The organism is Vibrio phycocola (assembly GCF_053850235.1).
Window position 1 is genome coordinate 1 of sequence record NZ_JBSQDJ010000015.1, and the last position, 16577, is coordinate 16577.

The 16577-nt window shown below is 41.8% G+C and carries 19 protein-coding genes and 1 pseudogene; 10 read left to right on the forward strand and 10 right to left on the reverse strand.

Features of this window, described 5'->3' with window-relative positions:
• From ACWU4D_RS16605 to gloA, 6 genes and pseudogenes are all read left to right on the forward strand, one after another.
• A pseudogene (locus ACWU4D_RS16605) lies at positions 1–411 on the forward strand (electron transport complex subunit RsxC); the annotation flags it as partial.
• Complete coding sequence (gene rsxD / locus ACWU4D_RS16610; protein ID WP_456052568.1) at positions 411–1457, forward strand: electron transport complex subunit RsxD; 1047 nt, start codon at positions 411–413, stop codon at positions 1455–1457. The pseudogene ACWU4D_RS16605 and the gene rsxD, both read left to right, overlap by 1 nt.
• Positions 1458–1465: 8 nt before the next feature.
• Positions 1466–2092: an electron transport complex subunit RsxG gene (gene rsxG / locus ACWU4D_RS16615; RefSeq protein WP_456052569.1), complete on the forward strand. Its 627-nt coding sequence runs from the start codon at positions 1466–1468 to the stop codon at positions 2090–2092.
• 5 nt (positions 2093–2097) lie between these two features.
• Positions 2098–2799, forward strand: a complete 702-nt coding sequence (locus tag ACWU4D_RS16620; protein ID WP_456052570.1) for an electron transport complex subunit E — start codon at positions 2098–2100, stop codon at positions 2797–2799.
• Positions 2800–2806: 7 nt separating this feature from the next.
• Positions 2807–3442: an endonuclease III gene (gene nth, locus ACWU4D_RS16625; protein ID WP_456052571.1), complete on the forward strand. Its 636-nt coding sequence runs from the start codon at positions 2807–2809 to the stop codon at positions 3440–3442.
• Positions 3443–3476: 34 nt separating this feature from the next.
• Positions 3477–3893 (forward strand): lactoylglutathione lyase, encoded by a 417-nt coding sequence (gene gloA / locus ACWU4D_RS16630; protein WP_456052572.1) that lies wholly within the window; start codon positions 3477–3479, stop codon positions 3891–3893.
• Positions 3894–3970: 77 nt separating this feature from the next.
• On the opposite strand, the gene motY is transcribed toward gloA, so the two are convergent.
• Positions 3971–4792 (reverse strand): flagellar protein MotY, encoded by an 822-nt coding sequence (gene motY / locus ACWU4D_RS16635; protein ID WP_456052586.1) that lies wholly within the window; start codon positions 4790–4792, stop codon positions 3971–3973.
• A 306-nt stretch (positions 4793–5098) separates the two neighbouring features.
• Here motY and rnt point away from each other — a divergent pair, with 306 nt between their 5' ends.
• The 3 genes from rnt (at position 5099) to ACWU4D_RS16650 (ending at position 6867) form a co-directional block, all read left to right on the forward strand.
• Entirely contained in the window at positions 5099–5740 is a 642-nt protein-coding gene (gene rnt / locus ACWU4D_RS16640; protein WP_456052573.1) for a ribonuclease T, read from the forward strand.
• Positions 5741–5937: 197 nt separating this feature from the next.
• On the forward strand, positions 5938–6270 hold the full coding sequence (locus ACWU4D_RS16645; protein ID WP_456052574.1) for a DUF3316 domain-containing protein: 333 nt from the start codon (positions 5938–5940) through the stop codon (positions 6268–6270).
• A gap of 264 nt (positions 6271–6534) precedes the next feature.
• A complete protein-coding gene (locus ACWU4D_RS16650; protein WP_456052575.1) occupies positions 6535–6867 on the forward strand; it encodes a DUF3316 domain-containing protein in 333 nt (110 codons plus the stop codon).
• A gap of 98 nt (positions 6868–6965) precedes the next feature.
• On the opposite strand, the gene ACWU4D_RS16655 is transcribed toward ACWU4D_RS16650, so the two are convergent.
• Positions 6966–7652, reverse strand: a complete 687-nt coding sequence (locus ACWU4D_RS16655) for a heavy metal response regulator transcription factor (protein ID WP_456052576.1) — start codon at positions 7650–7652, stop codon at positions 6966–6968.
• A 246-nt stretch (positions 7653–7898) separates the two neighbouring features.
• Here ACWU4D_RS16655 and ACWU4D_RS16660 point away from each other — a divergent pair, with 246 nt between their 5' ends.
• Positions 7899–9359: a heavy metal sensor histidine kinase gene (locus ACWU4D_RS16660; RefSeq protein WP_456052577.1), complete on the forward strand. Its 1461-nt coding sequence runs from the start codon at positions 7899–7901 to the stop codon at positions 9357–9359.
• 4 nt (positions 9360–9363) lie between these two features.
• Here the strand turns inward: ACWU4D_RS16660 and ACWU4D_RS16665 are convergent, their stop codons facing one another.
• The 8 genes from ACWU4D_RS16665 to ACWU4D_RS16700 form a co-directional block, all read right to left on the reverse strand.
• Positions 9364–9660: an antibiotic biosynthesis monooxygenase family protein gene (locus ACWU4D_RS16665; protein ID WP_456052578.1), complete on the reverse strand. Its 297-nt coding sequence runs from the start codon at positions 9658–9660 to the stop codon at positions 9364–9366.
• A gap of 108 nt (positions 9661–9768) precedes the next feature.
• Positions 9769–11286: an amidophosphoribosyltransferase gene (gene purF, locus ACWU4D_RS16670; protein ID WP_456052579.1), complete on the reverse strand. Its 1518-nt coding sequence runs from the start codon at positions 11284–11286 to the stop codon at positions 9769–9771.
• Positions 11287–11320: 34 nt separating this feature from the next.
• The gene (locus tag ACWU4D_RS16675) at positions 11321–11812 is read right to left on the reverse strand and encodes a CvpA family protein (RefSeq protein WP_456052580.1); all 492 of its coding nucleotides are present in this window, start codon (positions 11810–11812) and stop codon (positions 11321–11323) included.
• 65 nt (positions 11813–11877) lie between these two features.
• A complete protein-coding gene (locus ACWU4D_RS16680; protein WP_456052581.1) occupies positions 11878–12444 on the reverse strand; it encodes an SPOR domain-containing protein in 567 nt (188 codons plus the stop codon).
• Between the two features lie 3 nt (positions 12445–12447).
• Positions 12448–13713, reverse strand: coding sequence for a bifunctional tetrahydrofolate synthase/dihydrofolate synthase (gene folC, locus ACWU4D_RS16685; protein WP_456052582.1), 1266 nt, complete (start codon positions 13711–13713; stop codon positions 12448–12450).
• 44 nt (positions 13714–13757) lie between these two features.
• Positions 13758–14672: an acetyl-CoA carboxylase, carboxyltransferase subunit beta gene (accD, locus tag ACWU4D_RS16690; RefSeq protein ID WP_456052583.1), complete on the reverse strand. Its 915-nt coding sequence runs from the start codon at positions 14670–14672 to the stop codon at positions 13758–13760.
• Between the two features lie 182 nt (positions 14673–14854).
• Positions 14855–15646, reverse strand: coding sequence for a tRNA pseudouridine(38-40) synthase TruA (gene truA, locus ACWU4D_RS16695; RefSeq protein ID WP_456052584.1), 792 nt, complete (start codon positions 15644–15646; stop codon positions 14855–14857).
• 90 nt (positions 15647–15736) lie between these two features.
• The coding region (locus tag ACWU4D_RS16700) for a FimV/HubP family polar landmark protein (protein WP_456052585.1) at positions 15737–16577 on the reverse strand (841 nt) is incomplete at its 5' end.

Below are 16577 nucleotides of genomic sequence, written 5' to 3' on the forward strand. Positions count from 1 at the left end.
AAAGACGACACCGTTAACACCAACACGACCGAGCCAACTGCAGAAGTCGATCCGAAGAAAGCTGCCGTCGCCGCTGCGATTGCGCGAGCCAAAGCACGCAAAGCTGAGCAGCAAGCTCAATCACAACCGGATAAAGACGACACCGTTAACACCAACACGACCGAGCCAACTGCAGAAGTCGATCCGAAGAAAGCTGCCGTCGCCGCTGCAATTGCGCGAGCCAAAGCACGCAAAGCCGAGCAGCAATCTCAATCACAACCGGATAAAGACGACACCGTTAACACTGATACAGAAGAACCAGCTGCGGAAGTTGACCCGAGAAAAGCCGCCGTCGCCGCTGCGATTGCACGAGCCAAAGCTCGCAAAGCAGAACAAGCAGTAACTCAAATCAATAGCGAGAAAAACAACTAATGGCCTTTTTTATTTCTAGCTCTCCACATGCGCACAATCGACGCAGCACGACGGATCTAATGAAGTGGGTTATGTTAGCTGCGATTCCTGGGTTAATTGTGCAAGCGTACTATTTTGGTTGGGGAACAGTAATTCAGCTGATCCTTGGTCTATTCGTAGCTTCATGCCTCGAAGCAGCGGTCATGACATTTCGTAAACGCTCAGGTAAACGGGCATTACAGGATTACAGTGCATTTGTGACAGCATGGCTACTTGCCGTCGCCATACCTCCCCTTGCACCGTGGTGGGTTATTTGTATCGGACTGATTTTTTCGATTGTGGTCGCCAAGCAGTTATACGGTGGACTAGGACAAAACCCCTTCAATCCAGCCATGATCGGTTACGTTGTTCTCCTTATTTCATTCCCACTTGAAATGACCAGCTGGCTTCCACCACGTGACTTTATCCAAGAACCCGGTTCACTCATTGATACTCTATCCCTTATTTTTACCGGATTCGATAGAGACGGATTATCCGTTCAGCAAGTTCGACTCGTATTTGACGGTATTACCATGGCAACGCCACTCGATACTATACGAACATCTCTTAATGCAGGGCTAACGATGGCCGAAACTCTAGATAAAACGCAATTCTCGAGCTTCGCTGGCATTGGTTGGCAATGGGTCAACTTAGCTTATCTAATAGGCGGGCTTGCATTAATCAGAGCGCGCGTAATTCAGTGGTACATTCCAGTAGCAATGTTAGTCGCACTTTTTGTCATCAGTACACTCGCACTACTATTTTCACCCGGGACGACAGCATCACCTCTAATTCAGCTATTTTCAGGGGCAACAATGCTTGGAGCTTTCTTTATTGCTACCGACCCAGTTACAGCTTCTACGACAGTAAAAGGCCGATTAATTTATGGCGCATTTATTGGTGTCACCATATTTATCATTCGCAGTTGGGGTGGTTTTCCTGATGGTGTGGCCTTTGCAGTCGTCATCGCGAATATGTGTGTACCACTTATTGACTACTACACTAAACCACGTACATATGGGCATTAAGGAGTATCATGTTAACTGCAGTAAGTAAAAATGGCATGATACTAGCGTTATTTGCTAGCTTAACCACTGGTTTCGTTGCCATTACTCACAGTTTTACCCAGCACACCATTGCGGATCAACAAAAGGCACAGCTGTTGCGTACCTTAAACCAAGTTGTACCCGAGACCAGCCATAATAACGACTTGGCCAAAGCGTGTACGAAAATAACCTTACCTAACTTACCCAATGAAGCATCGTTGCATGCGTATATCGCTAAAAAAGACCAAGACATCACTGGTATCGCAATAGAAACCATTGCGCCAGATGGTTACACTGGTCAAATTAAACTGATTGTCGGAATCGATACATCTGGAATCATTACCGGCACTCGCGTCCTTTCACATAACGAAACACCAGGCCTCGGGGACAAAATTGATCTCCGCGTGACCGATTGGATATTAGGATTTACTGGCAAAACCCTCACTGCAGAAAATCAATCGCAATGGGCAGTACGTAAAGATGGTGGGCAGTTCGACCAATTTACTGGCGCGACAATTACGCCAAGAGCTGTCGTTAAAGCGGTTAAAAATGTGGTTAATTATGTCCAAGTAAATCATGATGCGCTCTACGCTCAACCATTCAATTGTGAGGAGTAACGAGAATGAATGCAGAACAAAAAGAGTTAATGACTAATGGGATGTGGAAAAACAACCCAGCTCTAGTTCAGTTACTTGGTTTGTGTCCATTGCTCGCGGTTTCCGCTACCGTCACAAACGCGCTTGGACTCGGCATCGCCACATTGCTCGTACTAATGGGGTCGAACATTGTCGTGAGCTTAGTTAGAAATTTTGTACCACGTGAAATTCGCATTCCTATTTATGTCATGATCATTGCTGCGCTGGTCACTTGTGTACAGCTTTTAATGAACGCCTACGCATACGGGTTATTTCTTTCGTTAGGTATTTTTATTCCATTAATCGTGACTAACTGCATTATCATTGGTCGAGCTGAGGCATTTGCATCTAAGAATTCTGTTTTATCTTCTGCGCTCGATGGTCTTTGGATGGGACTTGGAATGACAAGTGCTTTAGTCGTGCTTGGTGCAATTAGAGAAATCTTAGGTAACGGGACTCTTTTCGATGGCGCAGACTTACTACTCGGCAGTTGGGCACAGGTGCTCACGATAGAGGTTTTTCACTTCGATAGTCATTTCTTACTCGCTGTACTTCCTCCCGGTGCATTTATTTTCGTTGGCCTACTTATCGCGGCCAAAAATAGTATCGATAGTTGGAATGAAAACCGCCAACCAGCAAAAGAGCAACCAACAATTGAACGAGCCCGTGTGACAAATGTGAGCAAGTGAAAAAATTATGAATAAAACAAAACGGTTAGAAATACTTCAGCGTTTACGGGAAAACAACCCAAAGCCACAAACAGAATTAAATTGGGATTCACCCTTTGAACTCCTTATTGCCGTGTTACTTTCGGCGCAAGCAACCGATGTAAGCGTAAACAAGGCAACGGACAAACTCTACCCCATAGCCAATACTCCTCAGGCGATTTATGACTTAGGCGTTGATGGCGTTAAAGAATACATCAAAACCATTGGCCTATTTAACTCCAAAGCTGAAAACGTTATAAAAACCTGTCGTATTTTACTTGATCAACATAATGGCGAAGTACCAGAAAATAGAGAAGCTCTTGAAGCCTTACCAGGGGTTGGTAGAAAGACCGCTAACGTGGTTCTCAATACGGCATTTGGCTGGCCAACCATTGCGGTTGATACTCATATTTTCAGGGTCTCTAACCGGACAAAATTTGCAATGGGGAAGAACGTCGACGAAGTAGAAGAGAAGCTACTCAAAGTGGTTCCTAAGGAGTTCAAACTCGATATTCACCACTGGCTTATTCTCCACGGTCGTTATACCTGCATTGCGCGTAAGCCACGTTGCGGGAGCTGTATCATAGAAGACCTTTGTGAATTCAAAGAAAAAGTAGACCTATAAAGAAATCATTGACCCAGAAAGCTAGGAGCATTACATGTCAAACAGTCGAATCTTACACACCATGTTACGTGTTGGAAATTTAGAGCGTTCTATCGCCTTTTACACCGATATTATGGGAATGAACCTACTCAGAAAAAATGAAAACAGCGAATACAAATACACCTTAGCATTTGTAGGTTATGGGGATGAAACTCAAGGTGCCACCATTGAGCTCACATACAACTGGGGGACAGAAGAGTATGATCTTGGATCTGCTTTTGGGCATATCGCGATTGGGTTTGATGATATCTATGCGACCTGTGACGCAATACAAGCTGCGGGCGGAAATGTCACTCGTGAGCCAGGGCCCGTGAAGGGTGGCTCGACAGAGATTGCATTTGTCAAAGATCCTGATGGCTATATGATTGAATTAATTCAAAACAAGCAAGCAAATTCTGGTCTTACTGGTTAATCGAAATCACACAATAGACGGACAAATAAAAAGAGCTGCGTTTCGAAACGCAGCTCTTTTTTTCTAAGTGTCGTAGTCTATATTTGTGAGCGCCCTAAAGAAATGACAACTCGACGGTTTTTATCTTTTCCTATCGGTGTTCCATCATCGGCAACAGCTCTACGTTGGCCATAACCCTGCACATCAATTCGATCTTTAGGTAAACCTAGCGATTCAAAATAATCTTGCAGGACCTTAGCTCGTCGGTCCGATAAGCTCTGGTTTTCACTTTTACTCACCTCGACGTCACTTGCGGTATAAGTTGAAACTAGAACTAAATCAATATCTTGATTGTAACGAATATACTCAGCAATTTGAGTCAAACGCTTTAAGGACGCTTTATTCACCTGAACACGGTCACGGTCATAGTGAAGAATGGTAAATGAAATATCTTCAAAACTATAAGGCAGTAAACGACCGATACAATGGCTAAAATCTTGATATGGTTGCTTAAATAACACAGAGGATAATGCCACTTCTATTCGCTGATCACGGCTCTGCCATTCATTATAGCTAAAAGTAGGATAGCGCCCTTTCTCCAACTCACTCAATATCGACCAAGCGATTTGACCACCCACATAGCCATCAAACTGTTGAAAAAATTGAAGTTTAGTAATAGTTTTGGCCCCTTCCCCAGGGCGCCAAACTGGGGGCATTGAAACAAGTGAAACATCTCTCGTTTTTCCCATAGGACGAAACATCTTGAGCTCAAAATCCATATTGATTTTCTTGCTCGCCCTTACCGTAAATTCCGCATCACCAAAGTTTGGTATATCGTGAATCAACTTACATTCAAGTGGAGAATCCTTAACCAGCTCCCACTGTGATTGGGTAGGCTTTGCTACATAACGCATTTCCATCGCTACAGCATTGGTTGTCAACAACAGACTAGTTAAACCACAGAGACTCACAAGCCAATTTTTCATACCGTATACTACTCTTTCTGATTGAAGTTAAGTGGCACAAAATTGCCACTTAGCCGCCATAAAACATGCGCTTACTATTTCCTGAATTAACTAATGCAATAATCTCGCCAAAATAGCCACGATGCCTAGCCTTCCTTTGCGACGACCCACTTTATAATGAGGATTATTAATGCGTTATGATTTTGTCTTACGCGAATAATCTGTAATAATGCACGTCCTATTTTTTCGTTTAGGTTACTCATGACTGATTTGGCACAATCAAATAACTTATGTGATCGCTTCCGAGGTTACTTTCCTGTCGTTATTGACGTTGAAACTGCAGGATTCAATGCAAAAACCGATGCACTTTTGGAAATATGTGCCATAACATTGGCAATGGATGAAGAAGGCAACTTACAACCCGCCACCACCATGCATTTTCATATTGAGCCTTTTGAAGGAGCAAACCTAGAGAAAGAGGCTCTCGAATTTATTGGAATGCGCGACCCTTTTAGCCCCTTACGTGGAGCAATTAGTGAGTCCGAAGCATTAAAAGAAATTTATCGTCAAATACGAAAAGAGCAAAAAGAACAAAATTGTAGCCGGGCGATTATTGTCGCGCATAACGCTCAATTCGATCATAGTTTTGTTTTGGCTGCAAGCGAGCGTTCTAAGTTGAAAAGAGTCCCGTTCCACCCTTTTGCCACATTTGATACCGCTACATTAAGTGGTTTAGCCTATGGGCAAACCGTGTTAGCTAAAGCATGTAAGACAGCCGGAATCGCGTTTGACAACAAGGAAGCGCACTCTGCCCTATATGATACTCAAAAAACCGCAGAGTTATTCTGTGGCATTGTGAACAAATGGAAACAGTTAGGTGGCTGGCCGCTGAGTGTAGAATAGATCTCCTCCCATAGAAGAGCACTATCTAATATATCGACATGGTGAAAGTTGAATTTTTCACCATGACAAAACTGTCATTTTTGTGTTGGTTTTAGGTCATCTATCCCAAGCTATTATGTATCCATAGCAACGAGGTTAAAGAATACATTCACCTCTCGCTAAACCATAATTAGCCGAATCATATAGAGGACAACATCATGAAAACAATAAAAAATGCACTAATCGTGACAACACTAGCTTTGTTAAGCTCTCAAGCATTCGCTTCAGATTCATTCCAAGAAATACGTGTTGTTCAAACTGCTGACACCAGTACTAAAGCCGCAGCTTATGAGTTGGCGCTCGATAAGTTAGAGACATTACAAGGTGATACAGCGGTCGAATTAAATCGCGATCTTGGCCATGTATCAGCTTACGCAAACAGTGTATCGCTAAACAGCGGCTCATATATAACAGTGGCTGAAAAAATGGATGAAAATGGGACTATGCAATACACCGGTGTTGTTAACGCCAATGTGACCTATGAACGATAACACCCAATAACTACGAGCAACATTTCCCAACCAAATAGTTCGCCCTGTTCCATTTTATAACTGGAACAGGGCTTTTTTGTATATTCACGTTATCAACTGCCATCAGTATTTATTCTTAATTTTTACAACATGACAAAACTGTCATTTTTGTGTTGGGTTTAAGTCATCTCCCCTGATCTATTATGTATTCATAGCAACGAGGCACGACATCAGATTCGCCTTTCGCTGAAACCAAATTAGATAAATCATATAGAGGACAACAAAATGAAAGCAATCAAAAACACTTTAATCGCTACTACAATGGTACTGCTGAGTTCTCAAGTATTTGCCTCAGACTCATTCCAAGAAGTTCGTGTTGTTAAGACTTCTGATATGAGCAGCAAAGAAGCAGCTTACGAATTGGCTCTTGATAAGCTAGAAGTTTTAAAAAATGATACTGCTGTTGAATTAAACAAAGACCTAGGCAATATCACTGCATACTCAAACAGCGTAAAACTAAATGATGGTTCATATATAACTATTTCGGAAAAGATGGATGAGAATGGCAACATCCTGTACACCGGTCAAGTGAATGCTAATGTAACCTATGACCGCTAAGCTCAGCTAACGAAAGACTTTTTTATTCCCCCTGCAATTCTGTTATTTTGGCTCTGTCTCAACTAACCACTGACACAGAGTCTTTTTTTACCGCTCGTTTATTCTTCTTCAAGAACATCCAAAACATAACCCATACCACGAATAGTGTGAATAAGCTTAGGTTCAAATGACTTATCCACTTTATTACGCAGCCGTCTTATCGCCACATCAATAACATTGGTATCACTATCAAAATTCATATCCCAGACCTGAGAAGCAATCAGAGAACGACTTAAAATCTCTCCTCTTCGCTGCATAAAAAGTTCTAATAAAGAGAACTCTTTTGCTGTTAAATTAATGGATTCATTACCACGAAATGCTCGCCGACGCAGTAAATCCAGCTGCAAGTTTTCTATTTGAATAGTCGAGTTGCTATTCACTGACTTACTATTTCTCTTAAGAATGTTACGAATACGCGCCAGTAACTCCACGAAAGCAAAAGGCTTGACTAAGTAATCATCAGCGCCAAGCTCTAAGCCTTTTACCCGATCTTCTATCTGATCACGTGCCGTTAGCATAAGAACAGGAATATCAATATCGCTACTGCGTAAAGTTTGCAGAATTTGCCACCCATTGAGTTTGGGTAACATAACATCGAGAATAATAAGATCATACTCTTCACTCATTGCCTGATGCAGACCATCAATACCATTAACGGCTAAATCCACTGTATAGCTCGATTCTGTCAGCCCTTTTTTTAAATATTCTCCGGTATCTCGTTCATCTTCAACAATTAATAATCTCATATTCTGCCCGTTATATTTCACTATTGATTAGTAACATCCGATTTCATTTCAGGAAAACAGGTGGACGGCTATTATAAATTAATAAAGCAACATAGAGATGATATTTTTGCCATATAAGTAGATAATACTGCTTTGTTTTCTCTGGTGAGGCGACATTACTCATCTATTATCTATCAAAGACAGTCCGCTTATTAATCATCTGTTTTATGCTAGATAACGAACCAACGATTTGTCTTGGATACAGCTATGCGACTAAAACGTTCTCTAACTCTACGGCTAACCTGTCTATTTTCAGCATCAGCTATTATTACTATTTTCCTTTTATCGCTATTTCTTCATAACGAAATGAGCAATTACTTTATTGCAGAAGATACACATACCTTAAGAACGAAAGCACTTAGGATAAAAGACATCATTGGAAAAAATAACTTCAACAAGGAGTTTTCCAATATTATCAGTAAGATGGAATCAGTTGAGGGAGTCGCCATTAAAGTTGATAATAAAGATAAACAGATCGTACTTTATACTTCCGATAAAATTCACTTTCCTGAAGATATACTCAATAAACAACTAGAAAATGCTGTCGATTATAATACTGATAGCATTGTGCCAGATTTTCGTACGCATCAAAATACACCTCCCCCTCCTGTAGAATCTCTACAGGATGAACTATTTGAATGGTCAGATGGTGGCAGTCTCTATCGTGGCATACAGTTTTATTTCTCAATAAACGATCCGAAGACTCATGCTGTATTGATAACATTAGCGATGAATATCGATCACCGCGTCAATTTTCTTGATCACTTTCAATCGGTGTTAATCAAATTCGCGACTATTGCGGGCCTACTCAGTGCGCTACTGTATGGGTTTGTGACCTATTATGGCTTACAACCATTAAAAAAATTATCCGTCAAAGCTCAATTAGTTTCTGCCAAAGATATCAAACAACGCATGCCTGTTGATGATCTCCCTATTGAAATTGCGGGGTTGTCTGAAACGCTTAACAATATGCTCGAGCGCCTCGAAGATGCGTTTAAACAGTTAGAGAACTTTTCATCAGATATTGCTCACGAGTTAAGAACACCTATCAATAAACTGATGATGCAGACACAAGTAGTCTTATCTAAACCACGTCAAAAGCAAGAATATATCGTAGCGCTTGGAACAAATATTGAAGAGTTTGAACGCCTAGCAAGAATGATTTCAGATATGCTCTTTTTAGCGAAAGCAGATAATAAACAGATATTGCTTTCGCCTGAGTCCATACACTTAGATCAAGAAATCAACGACCTATTTGAATTTTACGAAGCACTTGCTGAAGATCGAAATATCTCTCTAAAGCTGGAAGGAGAAGCTGAAATAGACGGCGACAAACTAATGCTACGTCGTGCTTTTAGCAATTTACTGTCCAATGCAATCAACCATTGTTTTGAAGCGAGTGAAATCAAGGTCAAAATCTACAAACGAAATAAAAGAACCATTCTAGAGTTTATTAATTCCGGCAACACGATTCCAAAGGATGTATTACCCCACCTGTTTACGCGTTTTTATCGTGCTGATGAGGCAAGAACAGACAGTTCACAAGAAGGCGTCGGGCTGGGTTTAGCCATCACTCAATCCATTGCCCAAGCACATGGTGGTCATGTTACTGTCCACTCAGAAGAAAACACAACCACCTTTATATTTGCTATCGATCACGAGGTTTAATTTTTTACTTTTCACCAAATGTGTATCGTCGATGAATTTCAACGACTTCAACAATATAGGACTTATACCATTGATCACGTCCTAATTGTTGAGCAACACTGTGTTCGGCATCCATATGCCAGCGGCGTATATCGTCTTCGCTATCCCAATATGAAATTGCAATTTCTTGTTCACCTTCCGATACCGCAATAAAGTCCAGACAACCATATTTATTGAACGCTAAGTCACGCATGATAGTGACCGTTTCAGAGTATTGTTCGTCCTGTACTCCAACCTTCGCCTTGAAAATAACCGCAAACATCTAACACCCCATATTAGAAAGTGAATACTCTCTTACTATCCCCAAAAGTAAAAAAGCCTGAATAAGTTTCCTTATTCAGGCTTTCGCTATAAATCCAATAACGAGACTCTAGGCGTCTTCGTTATGTAGCTCTAAATTTGCAAGATCTTGCTGAATTTCGCGAATAGTTTTTGAATCATCATTACGCATTGCTTCAATCAAATCTAAGTACGCATGATCAATGTCACCAGTGACGTATTCTCCATCGAATACCGATGTTTCAAAATTCTTAATGGTTTTATTTCCTAGACCGACAGCATCGACAAGATCGTCAAGCGTTTGGAAAATAAGCGCATCAGCCCCTATTTGCTTACAGATAGCATCGTTGTCACGCCCATGAGCAATCAACTCATGCACGCTTGGCATATCAATACCATAAACGTTCGGGAAGCGAATTTCTGGTGCAGCAGAGACCATGAATACTTTCGCGGCTCCTGACTCACGAGCCATTTCAACGATCTGCTCAGAGGTTGTTCCACGTACAATTGAATCATCGACCAATAATACGTTCTTGCCTTTAAACTCCGAACGAATGGCATTGAGTTTACGACGTACTGATTTCACACGTTGCTCTTGACCCGGCATGATAAATGTTCGGCCCACATAACGGTTTTTCACAAACCCTTGACGATAAGGCTTATCGATCGCCTGTGCTATTTGAAGCGCGATATCGTTAGATGTCTCAGGAATTGGAATGACAACATCCACATCAAGATTTGAGTACTCATCCTTAATCCGTTCACCTAATTTTTTACCCATTTCGACACGAGCGCTGTATACCGAGATGTCATCGATAAACGAATCTGGACGTGCAAAGTACACATATTCAAAAATACATGGGTTCAAACTTGGGTTATCAGCACACTGCTTGGTAGATAATTGACCATCAAACGTAACATAAACCGCTTCGCCTGGTGCAACGTCTCGCATAAATTCAAAACCAACCGCATCAAGTGCAACAGATTCCGAAGCCACCATGTACTCGATACGCCCTGTTTTATCGACACGCTGTCCGATACACAAAGGGCGAACGCCAAACGGGTCTCTAAATGCAACCATGCCATGGCCGATTATCATTCCAACTACAGCATATGCACCTTTAATGGTTCGATGAACATTTGCAACCGCGCGAAAAACATCATCACTTGTCACATTGCCTTTAACAGTATCAATTTCATGCGCTAAAACGTTAAGCAACACTTCAGAGTCAGATGTTGTATTGAGGTGACGGCGATCTTTTTCGAACAACTTCTCCCTAATTTCATGAGCATTAGTGAGGTTGCCGTTGTGAGCAAGCGTAATACCAAAAGGAGAGTTAACGTAGAATGGTTGAGCTTCAGAAGCACTTGAGCTTCCCGCAGTCGGGTAACGTACGTGTCCAATACCTACGGTTCCTTGAAGACGTTGCATATGTTTCGCTGCAAAAACATCTTTTACCAAACCGTTCGCCTTTCTTAGACGGAAACGATTGCTTTCTATGGTACAAATACCAGCGGCATCTTGGCCACGGTGCTGTAATACCGTCAATGCATCATAAATTGACTGATTTACTAGCGTTGAGCCAACGATTCCAACAATACCACACATGTGTTAATCCTCGATTTGCGACAAATACTGGCGCCTACACGGCGTCAGTAAGAAAACTTGAAGTTGCTTTTAGATGTTCAAAAAAGAACGCGATTATCCAACGAAACTGTGGCACTAATGTAGATTGTGTCCACCAATCAGAACTCGAAAACGATGTAAACGCATCAAGAGCAAATAACAACGCGGCCACTAATAACACACCTCGCAATGCGCCAAATACGACACCAAGCAGGCGGTCTGTTCCCGATAAACCGGTTTTCTCGACCAATTGACCGATCACGTAGTTTACGATGGCGCCAACAATCAATGTTGCAATAAACAATGCGGCAATCGCAGCACCATTTCTAACAATATCATCTTGTATATTGGTGAAGTACTGCGCCAATTTCTCATAGAAACGGCTAGCAATAAAAAATGCACCAATCCAGGTAATTAACGAAAAAGCTTCTTTAGAGAAGCCTCTGATTAAGCTAATCACTGCTGAGAAGCCAATCACCGCAAGAATTGTATAATCTAACCAGTTCATAATTAAATTTCTTATCTTAAGTTGGCGCGCATTTTATCAGAAAAAATGCTGACGCAAACGTTTTCTTATGGATTTAGTGGTCTAAATTTAATCAATTGACCTTTTGCGCCCGTTATTTTTTCTAACTCTACCAACTGATTCTCTAATTTTTCCTTCGAAACATCAGGGCCAATCAATATACGAGTAAAGCCATTCTCTTTTTTGCTCGTCGCAGTAAACCCTCGTTTTTTTAAGTCGCTGATTAAACGAGCGGCATTGTCGGCATTTTTTAACGCCATCAACTGAATGATCCAGGCTGCATCTTGATAGTCATTCTTAGGCTGCGTTTCTACAACTTTGGTTTTCACGACTTCAATTTTTTCAACACCTTCATTAGACGAGATGGCTTGCGGTTGCACTTCCTCTCCGACCACAGCAGTAACGGGAGCTTGAGGCAATGCAGTTTGATCAAATTCAGGCTCTGGTACATCCATTACAGCAATATTGGCTTGTGACTCAGGACGAATTGGAATTGGCGAGATTTCATCCTGATAATGCGTTTTCTTACCATCGAGTAAATCGGGCAGGAAAATAGCTCCTAGCGCTACAAGAATCACAGTTCCTACTAATCGGCTTTGGAATCGACTTGCCATCTATTACATTTCTCCTTGATCTTGCCAATGGTGCAATACTTCACCAACGGTATGGAATGATCCTACAACAACGATGATATCTTGATCATCCGCGTTATCTTTTGCAGCTTGAAATGCCGATACGGGATCAGAGTAATGATTATGTTCATCAGGTATGTACTTACTTAACTCATCCGCTGTTGCAGCTCTAGGTCCCTGTAACGAGGCTGGGTACCATTGATTAATCGCTGGTAATAAAACGTTAATCGTCTCTTCAATATCTTTATCATGCAGCATACCAATAACAGCATGAATTGTTTTGCCTCGATATTGTGTCTGCAACTGCTCGACAAGGTAGCTTGCTGAGTGTGGATTATGCGCCACATCCAAGAGAATCAAAGGGAGTTGAGAGAGAACTTGCATACGCCCTTTTAATTCAACGTTTTGCATTCCCTTGATAATATTGAGATCCGACAGTTCTAACCCACTAACCCCTAACGCCATTAATGCTGTTGCGGCATTGGCTAACGGCAGATTAGGTTTTGGTAATTCAGTTAATTCATAAGCACCACTTTGCCACTGCCAAGTGTCGCCATTATCTTGATAAGTGTACTGAATCCCAACTTGAAAAAACTCAGCGCCAATCTCATCAGCATGAGCGACGACAGTAGCAGGTGGTTTGGGTTGACCACATATGGCGGGACGACCAGAACGATAAATCCCCGCCTTTTCATAGCCGATAACATTGATATCGCTGCCTAACCAATCAACATGATCGACAGCCAAACTGGTAATGATAGAGACATCATGATCAACAACATTCGTCGCATCTAAGCGTCCACCTAGCCCTACTTCAAGCAAAACAACATCAACCTTATGTTGCTTGAATAACCACAGTGCCGCTAGCGTTCCAAACTCAAAAAAACTCAATGATATAGTTTGACGTTGTTTCTCTATCGCCGCAAAAGCTTGGCTATGCTCATCGTCATCCAGCTCTGCGCCATTAATTCGCACACGTTCGCTATATTGAATTAAATGAGGTGAACTGTAGACACCGACACGATACCCAGCATCAATCAGAATAGCTTCGATAATCGCACAGGTCGATCCCTTACCATTTGTTCCGGCAACGGTGATAACAACTGGAGCAGGTTTGGTTAATTTTGCATGCTGGGCAACTTTCTCGACTCGTTCGAGCCCAAGATCAATGGCAGAGGTATGAATAGTAGATAGATAATCAAGCCACACCGATAAAGGAGATGTGGCTTGTGGGATAGAATGAGTAGTCATCTAACTAGAACCATATATGTAAGGTGGTTTGGTTAGCGATTACTTTACTCTTTTTCGTCGGTTTCTGATACTTCTGAAACCTCTTGTGGTTCATTTTCCTCAATCGTGAGATCAAAGTTAGTCAATTTCGCCACAATGCCCGCAATGCGCTCTTTCATTTCACGGCGATCAACAATCATATCAATTGCACCATGCTCTAAAAGAAATTCACTACGTTGAAAACCTTCAGGCAATTCTTCTCTCACGGTTTGCTCGATAACTCGACGTCCCGCAAAACCAATCAATGCTTTAGGTTCACCGATGTTGATGTCTCCTAGCATAGCCAAGCTTGCTGACACACCACCTAACGTTGGGTCGGTCATAACAGAAACAAACGGTAATCCTTTTTCGGATAAACGCTCGAGTGCCGCACTGGTTTTTGCCATTTGCATCAGCGACATTAACGCTTCTTGCATTCGAGCCCCACCACTAGCAGAGAAACAAACCAGTCCACAATTTGCTTCGATAGCCGCTTCAACAGCTTTCACAAAACGAGCACCAACGACCGATCCCATTGAACCCGCCATGAAAGTGAATTCGAATGCTGAGACTACGATCGGCATTCCATACACTTCGCCTTTCATTACGATCAAGCCATCGCTCTCTCCACTTGCTTTCTGAGCGGCAGAAATACGATCCTTATAGCGCTTAGAATCTTTAAACTTTAACTTATCTTGTGGCTCTAATTCAGAACCAATCTCGACACGGTTTTGTTGATCCAAGAAAGCATCAATACGCGGGCGAGCTTTCATACGCATATGATGGCCGCACTTAGGACAAACATCTAAATTACGTGCAAGTTCCGCGTTATAAAGAACTTGATCACATGACGTACATTTAGTCCACACACCTTCTGGAATGCTTGCTTTACGTGAATTAACAATATTACTTTTTTCTAAAATCTTTTCGAGCCAACTCATGAAAGACCTTTATTTAGTAGCTCTTTCGCATTACGCGAAAGATAATGTTTCGGAAATGATTCGCTGTGGATTAAACCACATAAACCTCAATCTGTAGATAAAAAACTGGTTGTACCTATAACAATTATTCTATTTTTAGCTAACAATACTTAGTATTTTTAGTTAAAGGTAAGTCAACTCGACTATAAATTTTCGGGTAAAAACAGAGGACCAATGGCGTGCTGTGGAATACCAAAGGACTCAGGATAATCGACATCCACTAAATACAACCCTTCTGCTTTTGCAGTGGCACCAGCGAGCTTTCTATCTTTTGCTTTTAGCAACCAATCAATCCACTCTATCGGTTGTTCCCCTCTCCCAACCACCATCAAACTGCCAACAATATTTCTTACCATATGATGTACGAAGGCGTTTGCTTTTACATCAATCACGACATAGTCACCATGTCGTGTAACATTTAAGTGAATAACATTGCGCCAAGGTGAACGAGATTGACAATGCGCCGCGCGAAAAGAAGAAAAGTCATTCTCTCCTAGCAAGTATTGCCCTGCTTGATGCATTTTTTGCTCATCTAACTCAACATGGTAGTGACTGACACCAGTCGATAAAATTCCAGGTCGCAGCTTATGGTTATAAATGATATAGCGATAGCGGCGTGCGGTTGCTGAAAAACGAGCGTGAAATTCATCTGAAACTTCGGTTGCCCAACGAACTGCAATATCTAATGGCAAGTTGGCGTTAGCACCCATAGTCCAAGCCACTAATTTTCGTTCGACGTTAGTTTCAAAGTGAACCACCTGACCAGTTCCATGGACTCCAGCATCAGTGCGCCCGGCACAAAGCACGTCGATTGGGCTGTTTGCGACAACAGAAAGCGCTTTCTCAAGCTCCTGTTGCACGCTATTCACTTCTTTTTGACGCTGCCAACCATAATAGGCTGAACCATTATATTCAACGCCTAACGCTATTTTCATTTTTACTATCTTTTGCCAAATTTGGCGCAGCAGTATAAACGCTTATTGACCAAATTTCTAATCCGTTTATATTGACTAGGTCTCGATGAATTAACGATTTTTCATAGAGTCAATCAAATGCTTAGCTTCACGTCGAATATCTTCATCACCATCCACGATTGCCTTCTCGAGCAGCTGAATAGCTCCTTTCTCGTCATTCATCTCTAAATAAATCTTGGCGAGATCCAATTTTCCGGCCGCTTCAGAATTACTATCTACGTCGACATCATGAATCTCACCAATCACATCAGGGAATTCATCTAACCCCACATCAAGCTTTAACTCCTCCGGCACAGATTCATCACCCTCTTCAAGGTGCGACATCAATTCTCCGATGGTTTTATACTTCTCCAGTTCAACGCCACTATCGATGTCGTCTTGCTCATCCCAATTTTCATTTTCGATTTCAGGATCGAGATTTTGCTCGCTTTGCCATACTGCTTTTTCTTCAACATCAATATCATCATCAATGGCTAGCTTTTGCTCTTCAGATAGCGTAAATCCGTTCCAGTCTTCTCCGCTTACATCAAACATGGCATCCATATCGATACCACTGCTTGCGACCATCTCATCGCTAGGAGAGTCTATTTTTGCGAACGGCCCTGAATCCGCATCATCATCCAATAATCGTTCGAGTTCAGATTCATCAAATTCGGTTCTCGGCAAGTCACCAAATAATGCATTGGCATCATCTTCGTTGAATTCTGGTAAATCACCATCTTCTAGTTCAAGAAATTCAGCTTGATTCGATTCTGAAGTAAATGCACTTTCATCTTCGCTTTCACCAAGATCCAAATCGTTAGCATTAAACCCAGCAGACTCTAAAGCATCGTCTTCACCGAACTCTGGCAACTGATCATCACTAATGTAATCAGGCTCATCATTCAGTGTT

Excerpts from the sequence above, each read along its gene's own strand:
- rsxD (WP_456052568.1), top strand. The coding sequence starts at position 411 with ATGGCCTTTTTTATTTCTAGCTCTCCACATGCGCACAATCGACGCAGC.
- rsxG (WP_456052569.1), top strand. The coding sequence starts at position 1,466 with ATGTTAACTGCAGTAAGTAAAAATGGCATGATACTAGCGTTATTTGCT.
- ACWU4D_RS16620 (WP_456052570.1), top strand. The coding sequence starts at position 2,098 with ATGAATGCAGAACAAAAAGAGTTAATGACTAATGGGATGTGGAAAAAC.
- nth (WP_456052571.1), top strand. The coding sequence starts at position 2,807 with ATGAATAAAACAAAACGGTTAGAAATACTTCAGCGTTTACGGGAAAAC.
- gloA (WP_456052572.1), top strand. The coding sequence starts at position 3,477 with ATGTCAAACAGTCGAATCTTACACACCATGTTACGTGTTGGAAATTTA.
- motY (WP_456052586.1), bottom strand. The coding sequence starts at position 4,792 with ATGGAAATGCGTTATGTAGCAAAGCCTACCCAATCACAGTGGGAGCTG.
- rnt (WP_456052573.1), top strand. The coding sequence starts at position 5,099 with ATGACTGATTTGGCACAATCAAATAACTTATGTGATCGCTTCCGAGGT.
- ACWU4D_RS16645 (WP_456052574.1), top strand. The coding sequence starts at position 5,938 with ATGAAAACAATAAAAAATGCACTAATCGTGACAACACTAGCTTTGTTA.
- ACWU4D_RS16650 (WP_456052575.1), top strand. The coding sequence starts at position 6,535 with ATGAAAGCAATCAAAAACACTTTAATCGCTACTACAATGGTACTGCTG.
- ACWU4D_RS16655 (WP_456052576.1), bottom strand. The coding sequence starts at position 7,652 with ATGAGATTATTAATTGTTGAAGATGAACGAGATACCGGAGAATATTTA.
- ACWU4D_RS16660 (WP_456052577.1), top strand. The coding sequence starts at position 7,899 with ATGCGACTAAAACGTTCTCTAACTCTACGGCTAACCTGTCTATTTTCA.
- ACWU4D_RS16665 (WP_456052578.1), bottom strand. The coding sequence starts at position 9,660 with ATGTTTGCGGTTATTTTCAAGGCGAAGGTTGGAGTACAGGACGAACAA.
- purF (WP_456052579.1), bottom strand. The coding sequence starts at position 11,286 with ATGTGTGGTATTGTTGGAATCGTTGGCTCAACGCTAGTAAATCAGTCA.
- ACWU4D_RS16675 (WP_456052580.1), bottom strand. The coding sequence starts at position 11,812 with ATGAACTGGTTAGATTATACAATTCTTGCGGTGATTGGCTTCTCAGCA.
- ACWU4D_RS16680 (WP_456052581.1), bottom strand. The coding sequence starts at position 12,444 with ATGGCAAGTCGATTCCAAAGCCGATTAGTAGGAACTGTGATTCTTGTA.
- folC (WP_456052582.1), bottom strand. The coding sequence starts at position 13,713 with ATGACTACTCATTCTATCCCACAAGCCACATCTCCTTTATCGGTGTGG.
- accD (WP_456052583.1), bottom strand. The coding sequence starts at position 14,672 with ATGAGTTGGCTCGAAAAGATTTTAGAAAAAAGTAATATTGTTAATTCA.
- truA (WP_456052584.1), bottom strand. The coding sequence starts at position 15,646 with ATGAAAATAGCGTTAGGCGTTGAATATAATGGTTCAGCCTATTATGGT.